Raw genomic sequence first — 16,248 nt, 5'->3', positions numbered from 1 at the left:
GGCCGGGTGTTCGCTACTGCAGCGGCGCCGCGGACCAGCGGTCGGTGAGCACGCCGAGCGCGCCGAGTGCCACCGCGGCCGCCGTCGAGGTGCGCAGCACGGTCGGGCCCAGCCGCACCGCGGTCGCGCCGGCCTCGGTCGCCGCGGCGACCTCCTCCTCGGACAGTCCGCCCTCCGGCCCGACGACGAGCACGATCTCAGGGACCTCACGCAGGTCGAGCGTCGCCAGTTCCGCGGTGGCGGACTCGTGCAGCACAAGCACGACCCCGCCCTCCGCGACGACGGCGCGCACCCGGTCGAGCACGGCCGGGGTGCGGTGCAGCTCCGAGACCTGCGGAATGTGCGCTCGCCGTGACTGTTTCGCAGCCGCGACCGCGACCGCCTGCCACCGCGCGACACCCTTGACTGCCTTCGGGCCCTCCCACTTGGCGACGCAGCGGGACGACTGCCACGGCACGATCTCGTCGATCCCCGCCTCGGTGGCGAGTTCCACGGCGAGCTCGGACCGCTCGGCCTTCGGCAGGGCCTGCACCAGGGTGACGGTCGGAGCCGCGGCCGCCACCTCGTCGCGGGCGGTGACCGTCAGGTCGAGCCGATCCTTGCCGACCTCGACGACCTCCGCGCGGGCGACGCCGCCGCGGCCGTCCGCGAGCACCAACTGCTCACCGACTCGGATCCGGCGCACCGTGGCGGCGTGCCGGCCCTCCTTGCCGTCGAGGACCGCGATCGCCCCGACGTCGGGCAGCGGATCGAGGTAGAACACCGTGGCGGCCATGCGTTCTCCGGCCGCCCGTCAGCGACCGCTGAACGCGTCGCGCAGCCGTGAGAACAACCCGCCGCTCTGGTGCGACCCGCTGCTCACGACCTCCGCCTGATCGCGGTCGCGCAGGTTCTTGAAGTCCTTCAGGACGGCGGTCTGCTTGCCGTCCAGCTTCGACGGGACCACCACCTCCAGGTGGGCGTGCACGTCGCCGCGCACCCCGGACCGCAACTTCGGCATGCCGTGGCCACGCAGCACCGCGACCGATCCGGGCTGGGTGCCGGCGTCGACGGTGATCTCGGTGGGGCCGTCGATGATGGTGTCGACGGTGACCGTCGTGCCCAGCGCCGCGTCGACCATCGGCACCCGGATGGTGCAGTGCAGGTCGTCGCCGTCCCGCACGAACACGTCGTGCGCCTGCTCGATGACCTCGACGTACAGGTCACCGGCCGGTCCGCCGCCGGGGCCGACCTCGCCCTGCGCGGACAACCGGATCCGCATGCCGTTGCCCACACCGACCGGAACCTTGACGGCGATGTCGCGGCGGGCCCGCACCCGGCCGTCACCACCGCACTTGTGGCAGGGATCGGGGATGGTCTCCCCGGCGCCGCGGCAGGTGGGGCACGGACGCGACGTCATGACCTGACCGAGGAACGACCGCTGCACGGACTGCACCTCGCCGGCGCCACCACAGGTCTCACAGGTGACGGGCTTGGAGTCGCCGTTGGTGCCGGATCCGGTGCAGACGTCGCACAGGATCGCGGTGTCGACGGTGATGTGCTTGGTGACGCCGGTCGCGCACTCCTCGAGCGTCAGCTTGGTGCGCAGCAGCGAGTCGGCACCGGGCTGCACGCGGCCACGGGGGCCGCGCCGGGTGCCGGTGCCGCCACCGAAGAACGCCTCGAACACGTCGCCGAGACCGCCGCCGAAGCCGGCTCCGCCGAAACCGCCTGCCCCGCCGCCGCCCTGCTGCAACGGGTCCCCGCCGAGGTCGACGATGCGACGCTTCTCGGGGTCGGAGAGCACCTCGTACGCGGTGGAGATGTCCTTGAACCGGGCCTGCGCGTCCTCGTCCGGGTTGACGTCGGGGTGCAGTTCCCTGGCGAGTTTGCGGTACGCCCGCTTGATCTCCTGATCGGTCGCCTTGGGTGAGACACCCAGCAGTCCGTAGTAGTCCCGTGCCACGTTACGTCTCTCGTCCTCGTTGCTGTCTTGCTCGTCGTCTGTCTCTGGCGTCGTTCGTCTGTCGATCAATCCCGGCGCGACGCATGACCGGCCACCTCGTGGCCGTCACCGGGCACACCTCACCGCTCGGCAAGCACCTCGCCGATGTACCTGGCAACCGCCGCGACGGACGCGATTGTTCCCGGGTAGTCCATGCGCGTGGGACCGAGCACACCCATGCCGCCGAAGATGTTGCCGCCCGCGCCGTACCCGGTGGTGATCACCGAGGTGCCTCGGATCTGCTCGACCTGCGTCTCCTCACCGATCCGCACGGTCACCGAACCCGGCGCGCCGGTCGCCGCCAGCAGCTTGAGCACCACCACCTGCTCCTCGAGGGCCTCGAGGACCGACCGCAGCGAACCGGGGAAATCGCCGGCGTTGCGGGTGAGGTTCGCGGTGCCACCGAGCACGAGACGATCTTCGGGGTGCTCGACGAGCGTCTCGATCAGCACGGTCGAGGTGCGCACCACTGCATCGCGCAGGCCCTCCGGGGCGGCGTCCGCCAGCTCCGAGACCGCGATCGACGCCGCGGCCAGTCGCTTGCCCTCGAGGGCCCCGCCGAGCAGATCCCGCAGCTTGGCCAGGTCGTCGTCGCCGATCACGTCACCGAGCTCGACGATCCGCTGGTCGACGCGGCCGGAGTCCGTGATCAGGACGAGCAGCAGCCGCGCCGGCGTCAACGCGACCACCTCGAGGTGCCGCACCGACGACGCCGACAACGTCGGGTACTGCACGACCGCGACCTGGCGGGTCAGCTGCGCCAGCAGCCGCACCCCGCGCCGCAGCACGTCGTCCAGGTCGACCCCGGAGTCGAGGAACTCGAGGATCGCGCGGCGTTCCGCCGGGGACAGCGGCTTGACCTCGGCGATCCGGTCGACGAACTCGCGGTACCCCTTGTCGGTGGGGACGCGTCCGGAGCTGGTGTGCGGCTGGGTGATGTAGCCCTCCGCCTCGAGCACGGCCATGTCGTTGCGGATCGTGGCGCTTGAGACGCCGAGGTTGTGCCGCTCGACGAGCGCCTTCGACCCGATCGGCTCCTGGCTGGCGACATAGTCGGCGACGATCGCGCGCAGCACCTCGAAGCGTCGTTCCTCGGTACTCGCCATGCCGATCACCTCCGTCTCGCCCTGTGCCCCTCGACCGGTGTCGCAGGGCGATGCTCGCGCCGGGCACGCATGTAAACCCCCGGCTGACCGCATTCTAGTCGTCTCGTGACCACCGGCCGTGCAGGCCTTAGGGTGGTGGCGCCTCACCGACATGCGGTGCCATCGAGCACCGCCCGACCACGAGACGGATGCCCAGATGATTTTCAAGGGAGTCCGGGACGGCAAGCCGTACCCGGACCACGGACTGTCGATCCGCGACTGGTCGAAGATTCCGCCGCGCCAGGTCCGACTCGACGAGATCGTCACCACTACCAAGGTCCTCGAACTCGACCGGCTGCTGTCCGAGGACTCCACGTTCTACGGCGACCTGTTCCCGCACGCGGTGCTCTGGCAGGGCGTCATCTATCTGGAGGACGGGGTGCACCACGCCGTCCGATCCGCACTGCGCAATCGGGTCGTGCTCCACGCCCGCGTGTACGAGCACGACACGGTGCACTGACGCGCCGACGGTTCGAGTTCACCCCGGAAGGGGTACGGGTCGGGCACCGGCCCAAGCCGGTTATCGCGGGGCGTTCTGATAGGAGTCGACCGCCCGCTGCAGCCGGTCCAGCGCCTCCCGCAGCTGCGCCAGCGCCGCGTTCAGGTCGGCGAGGGCCGGGTTCGGGGGCGCGGCCACAGGGGGCGCAGGCGCGGGCGCACCGGTGTCCGGCGACGGCTGCTGACCGCCGGTCTCCGGGGCGGTCGCCAACCCGCCGACACCGGGTCCGAAGATCTGGTCGAGCGCCTCGGCCAGGGTCGGGGCGTACCCGACCCGCACACCACCGGTGACACCCGGTTCCCGGTAGCTCACCAGCATCCGGGCCAGCTGCGGGAACGTGGAGGTGTTCTGCGCCGACGCGATCCGCTCGGTGAACAGCGGCTCGACGTACAGCACGCCGCCGTCGGCGATCGGCAGCGTCAGCAGGTTGCCGTACTGGATCCGGTTCGATCGCTCCAGCAGCGTGCGCTCGGACGCCACCCGGGTGTCCGAGATCATCGAGTTCTGGATCTGCTGCGGGCCCTGGGTCAGCGTGTCGGTCGGCAACTCGAGCACGGTCAGCTTGCCGTAGTCCTGCGGATCCGAGTGCGCCGAGATGTAGGCGGAGAGGAACTCGCGCCGGAAGCCGACCATCGCGCTTGCCAGCCGGAACGACGGCTCCGCTGTGGCCTGGTCGCCCGCGAGCACGTAGAACGGCATCTGGTACGGGTTGGTCTCGACCGTCGGGTCGCTCGGCACCGACCAGAATGCATTGGTGGTGAAGAACTCGCGTGGATCGTCGACGTGGTACCTCGCCAGCATGTCGCGTTGGATCTTGAACTGGTCCTCGGGGTACCGGAAGTGCGCCCGCAGCTCGTCGGGGACGGCGCTCGCCGGTTGCACGGTTCCCGGGAACGCCGCCATCCACGCCTTCAGCACCGGATCCTGCTGATCGACCTGGTACAGCGTCACCGTGCCGTCGTAGGCGTCGACGGTGGCCTTCACCGAGTTCCGGATGTAGGACACCTCGCGGCCCGGTTCCGCTCCGGCGCCCTCCGGTGCGGCCGCGAGGTCGTCGAGCGAACTCCGCTGCGCGTAGGGATAGTTGCTCGCGGTGGTGTAGCTGTCGACGATCCACACGATCCGCCCGCCGACGACGGCCGGGTAGGGATCGTGATCGGTGGTCAGCCACGGGGCCACCAGGCGCACCCGCTCGGCCGGGTCGCGGTTGAAGATGATCTTCGAGTCGGACCCGATGGCCTTGGAGAAGATGATGTTCCGCTCGGTGTACCGGACGGCGAAGGCCACGCGGTTGAGCCAGTTCCCGATGGGAACCCCGCCGGTCCCGGCATAGGTGTAGGTGGAGCTGTCGGTGTCGTACTCGCGCGGAGCCGATCCCTGCGGACCGCCGACGATCGCGTAGTCCGGGTCGGCTCTCGCGATCATCTCCCCGAAGTAGATGCGCGGCTGATCGACCCGGATGAGCTGGCGCCCGGATTCCTGACTGGCGATGTCGCTCACCATGTAGACGGGATAGCCGCTGTTGCTGCTGGCCGTGTCCGTCGCCGCTTCGCGGACCGCGGCGTTGACCCGGTTCGCAGGGGCCGCCACGAACCCGTCGCCGTGCGTGTACACGGTGTGCATGTTGACCCACTGGGTCTGGTTACCGCTCAGGCTGCTCGGCGTCAGTTCGCGGGCAGCGACGACGTAGTCACGCAACTGACCGCCGACGGAGTAGCGGTCCAGGTCCAGTGTCGGCGGGAACGTGTAGAAGTTCTTGAGCTGCTGCTGCTGGATGAACGTGTGCGAGAGCACATTCGGGTCCAGCAGCCGGGCGTTTGCGATCGTGGTCACGTCGGCGGGCACGTCCGGTGGCGACCTCGTCCCGATGCCGGGATAGGGCTGGAACTCGACCTTGTCGGCACCGATGCCGTAGGCCTGTCGGGTGGCGGCGATGTTGCGTGCGATGTACGGGCTCTCCCGGTCGGCGGCGTTGGGACGCACCGAGAACTGTTCGACCGCCAGCGGCCACACCGCACCCACCACGATCGAGGACAGCACCAACAGGATCGCGGCCATCGCCGGGATGCGCAGGTCCCGCACCACCACGACGGCGAAGAAGGCGACGGCGCAGATGACGGCGATGGCCAGCAGGATCAGCTTGGCCGGCAGTAGCGCGTTGATGTCGGTGTAGCCGCCGCCGGCGAAGGTCGGTTCCTTGCGCGAGCTCGACAACAGGGCGTACCGATCGAACCAGTAGGCGATGGCTTTGAGCAGGATGAACGTGCCGACCAGCACCGCGAGCTGCACGCGGGCGGCCCACGTCACGCCACTCGCCTCCTCGGACACCCGGATTCCGCCGAACAGGTAGTGGGTCGCCAGCGAGGTCACGAAGGCCAGGATGATGGCCGCGAAGAGCCAGTTCAGCACGGCGCGGTAGAACGGCAGGTCGAACACGTAGAACCCGACGTCCAGACCGAACTGGGGGTCGGTGACGCCGAACGAGCCGCCGTGCAGGAAGAGCTGGATCGTGGTCCAGTTCGTCTGCGCGATCAGCCCGCAGAGCAGCCCGACGATGACCGGGATCCCCAGCCCGAACAGCCGCGGCCGCCGCAGCACGATCATCCGGATCACCTGGATCGGGTCGTCCGACCCGTTGCGGGGAGCGACCACCGGCCGCGCCCGGAACGCCAGAAGAGCCGCCAGTGCCATCGCACCGCCGACCAGCGTGGACACCGCCAGGAACGTCAGCGCCCGGGTGACCAGCACGGTCGCCCAGACCCTGCGGAAGCCCACTTCACCGAACCACAGCCAGTCCGTGTACGCGTGCACCAGCGGCGGGACGAAGACCAGCGCCACGAGCAGGAACGCCGCGGCCAGCAGCAGGATGCGACTGCGTCGCGACAACCTCGGTAGATCCTTGGCGGCGGGCATACCCACTTTCCTGCCCTCGTCGGCACTCGGCCGTGTGTCCCAATTCTACGTAGCCGGACCGGGCCGGGAACGCCGTCTTCGGGCCGTGACGCCGCGGCCGGACCACCGTCAGTCGGAGGCCGGGGCACCCCGCCCGTCGCAGGGCAGCACCAGGCCCGCGTGGTCCTCGCCCCACTCCTCCCGCAGGTCGCCGGCTGAGTGCCTCGACCACAGGACTCTGGATCGCCCGGGTGTGGGTTCCGAAGACGTTGACGAGGGTGCCCGCAGCGACGAACCGCCATCCACCGATCGATGCGGCGTGTCGTATTTGCCCGAAATATCCTGGGCGACGACCCGGCGGCGACTCACCCACCCGAATGGCCGAAAAGTCCACTCACGCAACGATGTCGCGGATCACCCCGTCGGCGAGCAACCGCCCGCGATCGGTCAGCACCAGCCGGTCGGCATCCGCCACCGCGAGCCCGTCCTCGACGACCCGCGCGGCCGCCGCGCGTTCGCTGTCCGACAGCTCGGACAGCGGCAGCCCGGTCCGCAGGCGGACACTCAACATCACCCGTTCGACGTGCCGATCCTCGGCGGTGAGGACCTCACTGTCCGCGACCGGCAGCACACCGGACGCCAACCGGTCCGCGTAACGGGCCGGATGCTTGACGTTCCACCAGCGCACGCCGCCCACGTGACTGTGCGCGCCGGGCCCGGCGCCCCACCAGTCCCCGCCGTCCCAGTACCCGATGTTGTGCCTGCAGGTGGACTTCTCACCGGCCGCCCAGTTCGACACCTCGTACCAGTGCAGGCCCGCGTCGGCGAGCCGAGCGTCGATGCGCTCGTAGCGAGCGGCGAGGACGTCGTCGTCGGGAGCGGGAAGTTCGCCGCGGCGCACCCGACGGGCCAGGGCGGTGCCGTCCTCGACGATCAGCGCGTAGGCGGAGACATGGTCGACGCCCGCGGAGAGCACCGCATCCAGGGTGGCGTCGAGATCCGCGTCGCGTTCGCCGGGGGTGCCGTAGATCATGTCGAGGTTGACGTGCTCGAACCCGGCCGCACGCGCCTCCCGGGCCGCCGCGACAGCCCGACCCGGGGTGTGGGTGCGATCGAGGATCCGCAACACGTGCTGCGCGGCGGACTGCATACCGAGCGACACCCGCGTGAACCCGGCGTCGCGGATCGCCGTGAAGAACTCCGGGGACGTGGACTCCGGGTTGGACTCGGTGGTCACCTCCGCGCCGACGGCCAGACCGAAGCTGGCACGCACCGCGTCGAGCACCTCGGCCAGCCCGTCGCCGCCGAGCAGCGACGGAGTGCCGCCTCCGACGAACACCGTCTGCGCCGCGGGCACCGCTCGGCCGTCGCGGCCGAGCATCGCGGCGCCGGCGTCGAGCTCGCGGCGCAGCCCCTCGAGCCACGACTGCGGTGACGCGGAGGTGCCGAGCTCGCCCGCGGTGTAGGTGTTGAAGTCGCAGTAGCCGCAGCGGGTGGCGCAGAACGGGACATGGACGTAGATACCGAACGGCCGCGAACCGACACCGACCAGTGCGTCGTCGGGCAGTGCGAACTCCGCCGCGGCCGGCTCGGTAAGGGGTGTACTCACCCCTCCAGTGTTCCACCGGCGCGGGAGTGACCCATCCCACACCGGCCGCTGCCCTGCGCATTTCCCCCCAATCCGGGGGAAATGTCCGCCGGGGTGTCGGAATCGGCGGTGTGATCTGGCACAATCGTCGGCGTGACCGGACTTGGGATTGTGCTCGTGGCTCGCCGCCATGTCGATCTCAAGCGCGTCTGTAGCTGTTGCTGTCTTCCCTCTTCTGCGTAGACGCATTCCCAGCACCCCGCCAGTCCCGGCCGGTCTCGAATGTGGGCAACGCGGGGACAGCCCTCCCCGCCTCAGCCATGCCCCGGTAGACCGGCGCCCGTAAAGATCCACCTGAAGCAGATCTTGGAGCGCCCTGATGTCGCAGTCCGTCGACTCGTCACCCCCCGCGGATACCGAGGCCGCACCCCGCGCCCGCACCCCGCGGCCGGTCAAGCGTCGCTCCGAGGGCCAGTGGGCCCTCGGCTACCGCGAGCCGCTCAACGCCAACGAGCAGACCAAGAAGGACGACAACCCCCTCAACGTCCGCGCCCGCATCGAGGACATCTACTCGAAGCAGGGTTTCGACAGCATCGACAAGTCCGACCTGCGCGGCCGCATGCGGTGGTGGGGCCTCTACACGCAGCGCGAGCAGGGCTACGACGGCACCTACACCGGTGACGAGAACATCGACCTGCTCGAGGCCCGATACTTCATGATGCGCGTGCGTTGCGACGCCGGCGCACTGAACGTCGAGCAGCTGCGCACCCTCGGCGGCATCTCCACCGAGTTCGGCCGCGACACCGCCGACCTCTCCGACCGGGAGAACGTCCAGTACCACTGGATCGAGATCGAGAACGTCCCGGAGATCTGGCGCCGCCTCGAGTCCGTCGGCCTCAAGACCACCGAGGCATGCGGCGACTGCCCGCGCGTCGTCCTCGGCTCCCCGCTGGCGGGCGAGTCGCTCGACGAGATCCTCGACCCGACCCCGGCGATCGACGAGATCGTCCGCCGCTACATCGGCGACCCCGCCTACTCGAACCTGCCGCGCAAGTTCAAGACCGCGATCTCCGGCCAGCAGGACGTGGTCCACGAGATCAACGACGTCGCGTTCATCGGCGTCAACCACCCCGAGCACGGACCTGGACTCGACCTCTGGGTCGGCGGCGGCCTGTCCACCAACCCGATGCTGGCGCAGCGGGTCGGGGTGTGGGTGCCGCTCGACGAGGTGCCGGACGTGTGGGAGGCGGTCGTCTCGATCTTCCGCGACTACGGCTACCGGCGCCTGCGCAGCAAGGCGCGGCTGAAGTTCCTGATCAAGGACTGGGGCATCGAGAAGTTCCGCGAGGTGCTCGAGACCGAGTACCTGAAGCGGAAGCTGATCGACGGCCCCGCCCCGGAGAAGCCGGCCCGTCCGATCGACCACATCGGGGTGCAGAAGCTGCGCAACGGGCTCAACGCGATCGGCTTCTCCCCCATCGCCGGCCGGGTCTCGGGCACCATCCTGACCAAGGTGGCGGACGCGGTGGCCGCCGTCGGCTCCGACCGCGTCCGCTTCACCCCGTACCAGAAGCTGATCGTGCTCGACGTGCCCGACGACAAGGTCGAATGGCTGATCGACGAGCTCAAACCTCTTGGCCTGCACGGACGGCCGTCGCACTGGCGGCGGAACCTGCTGGCGTGCAGCGGCATCGAGTTCTGCAAGCTGTCCTTCACCGAGACCCGCAAGCGGTCCCAGGTGCTCGCGCCGGAACTCGAGGAGCGGCTGGCCGACATCAACGCCTCCCTCGACGTGCCGATCACGGTGAACATCAACGGCTGCCCCAACTCGTGCGGCCGCTCCCAGATCGCGGACATCGGGTTCAAGGGCCAGCTGGTCGACGACGGCGAGGGCAACCAGATCGAGGGCTTCCAGGTGCATCTGGGCGGCAGCCTCGGCCTCGACGCCGCGTTCGGCCGCAAGCTGCGCCAGCACAAGGTGACCAGCGAAGAGCTGGGCGACTACATCGAGCGCGTGGTGCGGCAGTTCGTCAAGCACCGCAACGAGGGCGAACGGTTCGCCGAATGGGCAGTCCGTGCGGACGAGGAGGATTTGCGATGACAACAGGTCTCGACCTGACCGACGCCACCGAGGCCGATCTCCGCGACCTTGCCGCGCAGGGGGCGGCAAGTCTCGACGGCGCGTCCGCCGAGGAACTCCTGCGCTGGACCGAGGACACCTTCGGGGCGGCGAGCGTAGCGACGGGGAATCAGCGCAGCCAGTACATCGTCGCGTCGAACATGCAGGACGGGGTGCTCGTGCACCTGGCGGCGCAGGTGCATCCCGGCGTCGACGTGCTGTTCCTCGACACCGGCTACCACTTCGCCGAGACGATCGGTACCCGCGACGCCGTCGAGGCCGTCTACGGGGTCAACGTGATCAACGCCAAGGCCGAGCAGACGGTCGCCGAACAGGATGCCCTGCTGGGCAAGGACCTCTTCGCCCGCGACGCCAACGAGTGCTGCCGGCTGCGGAAGGTGGTGCCGCTGAAGAACACCCTCGCCGGATACAAGGCGTGGGTCACCGGCATCCGCCGCGTCGAGGCACCCACCCGGGCCAACGCACCGCTGATCTCGTACGACGAGGGCTTCGGCCTGGTGAAGATCAACCCGATCGCCGCCTGGTCCGACGAGGACATGCAGAACTACATCGACAGGCACGGCATCCTCGTCAATCCGCTCGTCGACGAGGGCTATCCGTCCATCGGGTGCGCGCCCTGCACCTCCAAGCCAGCTCCCGGCTCCGATCCGCGCAGCGGACGTTGGGCCGGCAACTCCAAGACAGAATGCGGGTTGCACGCCTCATGACTGCTGAACTGACCGACATCCGACCGCTTCTGGACGGCGCCGACTTCGACACCCTCGCGGCCCTCGAATCCGAAGCCATCCACATCTTCCGCGAGGTCGCCGGCGAGTTCGAGCGCCCGGTGATCCTGTTCTCCGGCGGCAAGGACTCCACGGTGCTCCTGCACCTGGCGATCAAGGCGTTCTGGCCGGCCCCGATCCCGTTCGCGCTGCTGCACGTCGACACCGGGCACAACCTGCCCGAGGTGCTGGCGTTCCGGGACCACGTCGTCGAGAAGTACAACCTGCGCCTGCACGTGGCCAACGTCGAGGACTACCTCGCCGACGGCCGGCTCACGGAGCGGCCCGACGGCGTCCGCAACCCGCTGCAGACCGTGCCGCTGCTCGACGCGATCGCCGAGCACCGCTTCGACGCGATCTTCGGTGGCGGGCGCCGGGACGAGGAGCGCTCGCGGGCCAAGGAGCGGATCTTCTCGCTGCGCGACTCGTTCGGCCGCTGGGACCCGAAGAAGCAGCGCCCGGAGCTGTGGAACCTGTACAACGGCAAGCACTCCCCCGGCGAGCAGGTGCGGGTGTTCCCGCTGAGCAACTTCACCGAGCTCGACATCTGGCGCTACATCGCCCGCGACGACATCGAACTGGCGAGCATCTACTACGCCCACCAGCGCGAGGTGTACCAGCGCGACGGCATGTGGATGACCTCCGGCGTGTGGGGCGGACCGCGCGAGGGTGAGCAGGTGCAGACCCTGTCGGTGCGCTACCGCACCGTCGGTGACGGCTCCACCACCGGCGCGGTGCTGTCCGAGGCCGCCGACAACGACGCCATCCTGGCCGAGGTCGCGGCGTCGCGGCTGACCGAGCGCGGCGCAACGCGCGGCGACGACCGAGTTTCCGAAGCGGCCATGGAAGACCGCAAGCGCGAAGGCTACTTCTGATGCGCGTCACCGGACCGAGCGCGACGCACAGTGCACGTCCCGGGGCGAGCGACGACCGAGTTTCCGAAGCGGCCATGGAAGACCGCAAGCGAGAGGGCTACTTCTGATCATGAGCGACCTGTTGCGCCTGGCTACGGCCGGCAGCGTCGACGACGGCAAGTCCACCCTGGTGGGCCGGCTGCTGTACGACACGAAATCCGTTCTGGCCGACCAGATCGACGCCGTCACCCGCGCGTCGGTCGACAAGGGCCTCGACACCCCCGACCTCTCGCTGCTGGTCGACGGCCTGCGCGCCGAACGCGAGCAGGGCATCACCATCGACGTCGCGTACCGGTACTTCGCCACCCCGAAGCGCAGCTTCGTGCTGGCGGACACCCCCGGTCACGTCCAGTACACCCGCAACACCGTCTCGGGCGCCTCGACCGCGCAGCTGGTGGTTCTGCTCGTCGACGCCCGCAAGGGTGTGATCTCGCAGACCCGCAAGCACGCGGCCGTCCTCGCGTTGCTCGGTGTGCCGAAGCTTGTGCTGGCCGTCAACAAGATCGACCTCGTCGAGGATCCGGCGACGGTGTTCGCGGACATCTCCCGCGAGTTCAACGAGCTGACCTCGTCGCTGGGCTGGGCGGACGAGGACGTCGTGGAGATCCCGGTCTCCGCGCTGCACGGCGACAACGTGGCCGTGCGCTCCGAGAACACCCCGTACTACGACGGTCCGACGCTGATCGAGCACCTCGAGTCGGTTCCGGTCGATTCCGAGCCGCACCGTGTGGGCCTGCGCTTCCCGGTGCAGTACGTGATCCGGCCGCGCACCTCCGAGTTCCCCGACTACCGCGGGTACGCGGGCCAGGTCGCCGCCGGCGAGGTCCGCCCGGGTGACGAGGTCGTGGTGCTGCCGTCCGGCATCCGCACCACCGTCGCGCGGGTCGACACCGCGGACGGGGAGCTGGCCGCCGCGCACGCGGGCCGCAGCGTCACGCTGGTGCTCGAGGACGAGGTCGACATCTCCCGCGGCGACACCATCGCCTCGCCGCAGGACGCCCCGGAGCCGCTCGGCGAGTTCGAGGCGACCGTGTGCTGGCTGGCCGAGAAGCCGCTGCACCCCGGTGCCCGGTTGCTGCTCAAGCACGGCACCCGCACCACGCAGGCCATCGTCGGCGCCATTGTCGAGCGGTTCGACGAGCAGGAGCTGACCACGGAGCCGAGCCCGGCATCGTTGCAGCTCAACGAGATCGGCAAGATCTCGGTGCGCGTCGCGGAGCCGATCGTCGCGGACGACTACCGCGTGAACCGGCACACCGGGAGTTTCCTGCTGATCGACCCCGCCGGTGGCAACACCCTCGCTGCCGGGCTGGTCGGCGACGCGATCGCCGCCGTCGAACTGGGCGAGCGGGTCTAGCTCGGTGACACCGCCCCTGATCGCCGCGGCGATGCCGCCGATGATCCTCGTCGCCCACGGCAGCCGCGACCCGCGCTCGGCGCGGTCCGTCGCGGCGGCCGTGGCGGCGGTCCGGGGCGCCCGGCCGGATCTCGACGTCCGGCTCTGCTTCCTCGACCTGTCGGCCCCGTCGGTGGACCAGGTCGTCGACACCGTCGCCGCGGAGGGCCATTCGTCGGCCGTGGTCGTGCCGTTGTTGCTCGGCAACGCCTTCCACGCCCGCGTGGACCTGCCGGGACTGCTCGCGGCCGCGCGGGCGCGGCACCGCGGCCTGGATCTGGTGCAGGCCGACGTCCTCGGCGACGACGACCGCCTCGTCGGCGCGGTCCGGGACCGTGTGCACACTGCCGGCGTCGCGCTCGACGACCCGCAGGTCGGGGTGGTGTTCGCCGCGGTCGGCTCGTCCCGCGCCGAGGCCAACGACCGCACCGCCGCGATCGCGCCACGGCTGCTCGCGGGCACGTCGTGGTCCGGTGTGCGGGTGTGCTTCGCGACCACCGATCCGTCACTGTCGCAGGCGGTCTCACTACTGCGGGCGGACGGTGCGCGGCGCATCGTCGTCGCCCCCTGGTTCCTGGCACCCGGGCTGCTCACGGACCGCATCGACACCGCGACGGACGCGGTGGCCCCGGATGCGCTGCGCGCCGACGTGATCGGCGACCATCCACTGCTCGTGGAGGTCGTGCTGGATCGGTACCGCGAGGGCCTCGAGCTCGTCGCGACCACCCGCGCCGCCTGACACCGCTTCGCCGGCACCCACCCGCAGGGAGAGTTACGCGCGGGCGCCGGGCTCGCAGACGAACGCCGTGGGCGTGCGGCCGATCCGCGTGAGCACGACGCTCAGCGAGCGGCCGCCCTTCAGTTTGAGCTTGGGCCGCAGCACCGCCGGGTCGACGTCGACACCGCGGACCAGGATCTCCGCGACACCGCAGCCCATGCGGGCCAGTTCCTGACGCAGCGCCTTCTCGGAGTACTTGAGCTGCGCCAGGATCCGGAAGCCGCGCACCCCCGTCGGCACCGTGTCGCCGGTGAGGTAGGCGATCCGCGGGTCGAGCTGCCAGAGCCCGTGCCGGGCGGCGTAGTGCCGCACCAGCCCGGCCCGCACCACGGCACCGTCCGGGTCGACGATCCACTCCCCCGGCTCCCGTTCCGGGATCTCGTCCGGTTCGGCGTCGGTGATCTCCCAGCCGGTGCCGTCGGCGGCGAGGACCGTCGCACGCCGGTGCACCCCGGCGCCCGCCAGACCCGGCGACCACAGGCATGCCTCACGCACCCCGCCGGACAGGGAGACGATCTCCACCTCGCCGTCCCAGCCCAGCTGGTCGTAGTCCAGGCCGGGTGCACACTTGACCGCGATGTCACGGCCGGAGTACACGTCCAGCAGGTCCGGCAGCGGCGGCATCAGCGCGGCCGGGTCGTGCCTGCGTTTGCCCCCGGACCGCCGGGCGGGGTCGGCGAGCACGACCGTGCCCCGACTGCACGGCGCCAGCGCGTCCGCGCGGATCACGGTGGCTCCGGGCACGTTCCGCGCCGCCATCGCGAGGCGGACGGGGTCGAGATCGCTGCCGAGCACCACGCCCGCGATCCCGACGAGTGCGGACAGTTCCGCCCCGATGGAACAGGTGACGTCGTGCACGTCCCGGCCGGCGAGCCGCAGCGCCCGCCGGCCCGCGACCACCGTCGGTGTGGCCTGCTGCAACGCGTCGTCGGTGAGCAGCCAGTCGTGTCCGGCGAGCTTGCCCTCGGCGCGGCGTCGGAGCAGCACCGTCTCGACGAGCGCACCGGCCCGGTCCCCGAAACGCGTACGCACCCGGCCGATGTCGGCCAGGTGCGTGCGCGGCGAGAACTCCAGACGATCCACCTCGGCGAGGTCGGCGGCGGCGGCGCTCAGATACCGGACATCCGAGGTGGTGAAGTCGTATCCCACCGGTGAGTCAGGACTCCTTCTTGCCCGGCTTCACGCCGGTGATCATCGCGTTGTAGAAGAAGCCGCGAGGGACGACGCGCTTCATGATCTTCTCGTCCACCCAGCTCAGGGCCTTGAAGCCACCGAACGCGAACTTGGCCCAGTTCCAGCCGAGCTTGCCCTCGGGCACCGCGGCCTCGAAGGTGCGCACAGGCCATCCGAGCATCGCGGCCGTGAACTCCTCGGTGGCTGCGTGCACCTGCACCGCCCCGGCGGAACGCGCCATCTTCTCGAGGTCGTCCGGGTCGAAGGTGTGGATGTCGACGACCGCCTCGAGCGCTGCGGCGCGGGAGGACTCGTCGAGTTCGGCCTGCGGGCGACGCCAGCCCTGCAGCGGACCCAGCTTGGTGACGTTCGTGGTCACGTACCAGGTGGCACGGCTGAGCCAGCGGGCGTAGAAGTCGCCGACCGTGGTCGGCTCACCGGCGAACACGAAGCGCCCGCCGGGCTTGAGCACCCGGATGACCTCGCGCAGCGACTGCTCGACGTCCGGAATGTGGTGCAGGACGGCGTGCCCGACGACGAGATCGAAGGTGTTGTCGTCGTAGGGGATCCGCTCCGCGTCGGCGACCCGGCCGTCGACCGGCAGGCCGAGGCCCTCGGCGTTGCGCAGCGCGACCTTGACCATGCCCGGCGACAGGTCGGTGACCGACCCGGTCTTCGCGACGCCGCCCTGCATCAGGTTGAGCAGGAAGAAGCCGGTGCCACAGCCCAGTTCGAGCGCCCGCTCGTACGGCAGCGGCTGATCCCCCGCGACCGCGTCGAAACGCCCGCGGGCGTATTCGATACAGCGCTCGTCGTACGAGATGGACCACTTCTCGTCGTAGGTCTCGGCCTCCCAGTCGTGGTAGAGGACCTGGGCCAGCTTGGTGTCCTTGAGCGCCGCCTCGACCTCTTCGGCCGTGGCGTGCGGGTTCGGCGCCGGGTCGACGCCGTTGTTCGGGCTTGCAGTCATGGAGG

The 16,248-nt window shown here is 70.1% G+C and carries 14 protein-coding genes; 7 read left to right on the top strand and 7 right to left on the bottom strand.

What is annotated here, in order from left to right:
• Positions 1-13: 13 nt before the first annotated feature.
• The 3 genes from ACWDUM_RS17495 to hrcA all read right to left on the bottom strand — a co-directional run bounded on the left by ACWDUM_RS17495 (position 14) and on the right by hrcA (position 3,090).
• Entirely contained in the window at positions 14-775 is a 762-nt protein-coding gene (locus ACWDUM_RS17495; protein ID WP_450134930.1) for a 16S rRNA (uracil(1498)-N(3))-methyltransferase, read from the bottom strand.
• An 18-nt stretch (positions 776-793) separates the two neighbouring features.
• The gene (dnaJ, locus tag ACWDUM_RS17490) at positions 794-1,945 is read right to left on the bottom strand and encodes a molecular chaperone DnaJ (RefSeq protein WP_450112730.1); all 1,152 of its coding nucleotides are present in this window, start codon (positions 1,943-1,945) and stop codon (positions 794-796) included.
• 119 nt (positions 1,946-2,064) lie between these two features.
• Positions 2,065-3,090 carry a heat-inducible transcriptional repressor HrcA gene (hrcA, locus tag ACWDUM_RS17485; RefSeq protein ID WP_450112729.1) on the bottom strand — a complete coding sequence of 342 codons (1,026 nt, stop codon included), beginning with the start codon at positions 3,088-3,090 and terminating at the stop codon, positions 2,065-2,067.
• 196 nt (positions 3,091-3,286) lie between these two features.
• Here hrcA and ACWDUM_RS17480 point away from each other — a divergent pair, with 196 nt between their 5' ends.
• Complete coding sequence (locus ACWDUM_RS17480; protein WP_450112728.1) at positions 3,287-3,589, top strand: type II toxin-antitoxin system VapB family antitoxin; 303 nt, start codon at positions 3,287-3,289, stop codon at positions 3,587-3,589.
• A 60-nt stretch (positions 3,590-3,649) separates the two neighbouring features.
• On the opposite strand, the gene ACWDUM_RS17475 is transcribed toward ACWDUM_RS17480, so the two are convergent.
• Positions 3,650-6,547 (bottom strand): UPF0182 family protein, encoded by a 2,898-nt coding sequence (locus tag ACWDUM_RS17475; RefSeq protein ID WP_450134929.1) that lies wholly within the window; start codon positions 6,545-6,547, stop codon positions 3,650-3,652.
• Between the two features lie 367 nt (positions 6,548-6,914).
• Entirely contained in the window at positions 6,915-8,129 is a 1,215-nt protein-coding gene (gene hemW / locus ACWDUM_RS17470) for a radical SAM family heme chaperone HemW (protein WP_450134928.1), read from the bottom strand.
• Positions 8,130-8,261: 132 nt separating this feature from the next.
• On the opposite strand from hemW, the gene ACWDUM_RS17465 reads away from it, so the two are divergent.
• The 6 genes from ACWDUM_RS17465 to ACWDUM_RS17440 all read left to right on the top strand — a co-directional run bounded on the left by ACWDUM_RS17465 (position 8,262) and on the right by ACWDUM_RS17440 (position 14,061).
• Positions 8,262-8,351, top strand: a complete 90-nt coding sequence (locus ACWDUM_RS17465; protein WP_450112725.1) for an Ms4527A family Cys-rich leader peptide — start codon at positions 8,262-8,264, stop codon at positions 8,349-8,351.
• Between the two features lie 136 nt (positions 8,352-8,487).
• Positions 8,488-10,209: a nitrite/sulfite reductase gene (locus tag ACWDUM_RS17460; RefSeq protein ID WP_450112724.1), complete on the top strand. Its 1,722-nt coding sequence runs from the start codon at positions 8,488-8,490 to the stop codon at positions 10,207-10,209.
• Entirely contained in the window at positions 10,206-10,955 is a 750-nt protein-coding gene (locus ACWDUM_RS17455) for a phosphoadenylyl-sulfate reductase (protein ID WP_450112723.1), read from the top strand. The genes ACWDUM_RS17460 and ACWDUM_RS17455 overlap by 4 nt, the downstream gene beginning before the upstream one ends.
• A complete protein-coding gene (gene cysD, locus ACWDUM_RS17450) occupies positions 10,952-11,887 on the top strand; it encodes a sulfate adenylyltransferase subunit CysD (protein ID WP_450112722.1) in 936 nt (311 codons plus the stop codon). The genes ACWDUM_RS17455 and cysD overlap by 4 nt, the downstream gene beginning before the upstream one ends.
• A 109-nt stretch (positions 11,888-11,996) precedes the next feature.
• Positions 11,997-13,283, top strand: coding sequence for a sulfate adenylyltransferase subunit 1 (locus ACWDUM_RS17445; protein WP_450134927.1), 1,287 nt, complete (start codon positions 11,997-11,999; stop codon positions 13,281-13,283).
• A 31-nt stretch (positions 13,284-13,314) separates the two neighbouring features.
• On the top strand, positions 13,315-14,061 hold the full coding sequence (locus ACWDUM_RS17440; protein WP_450135201.1) for a sirohydrochlorin chelatase: 747 nt from the start codon (positions 13,315-13,317) through the stop codon (positions 14,059-14,061).
• Positions 14,062-14,094: 33 nt separating this feature from the next.
• Here ACWDUM_RS17440 and ACWDUM_RS17435 read toward each other — a convergent pair whose 3' ends face one another.
• Both ACWDUM_RS17435 and ACWDUM_RS17430 read right to left on the bottom strand, forming a co-directional pair.
• On the bottom strand, positions 14,095-15,249 hold the full coding sequence (locus ACWDUM_RS17435) for a THUMP-like domain-containing protein (protein WP_450134926.1): 1,155 nt from the start codon (positions 15,247-15,249) through the stop codon (positions 14,095-14,097).
• 7 nt (positions 15,250-15,256) lie between these two features.
• Complete coding sequence (locus tag ACWDUM_RS17430; RefSeq protein WP_450134925.1) at positions 15,257-16,243, bottom strand: class I SAM-dependent methyltransferase; 987 nt, start codon at positions 16,241-16,243, stop codon at positions 15,257-15,259.
• Positions 16,244-16,248 lie beyond the last annotated feature (5 nt).

The sequence above is a fragment of the Rhodococcus sp. NPDC003322 genome, assembly GCF_053589555.1.
This window is presented reverse-complemented; position numbering and strand designations above follow the sequence as displayed.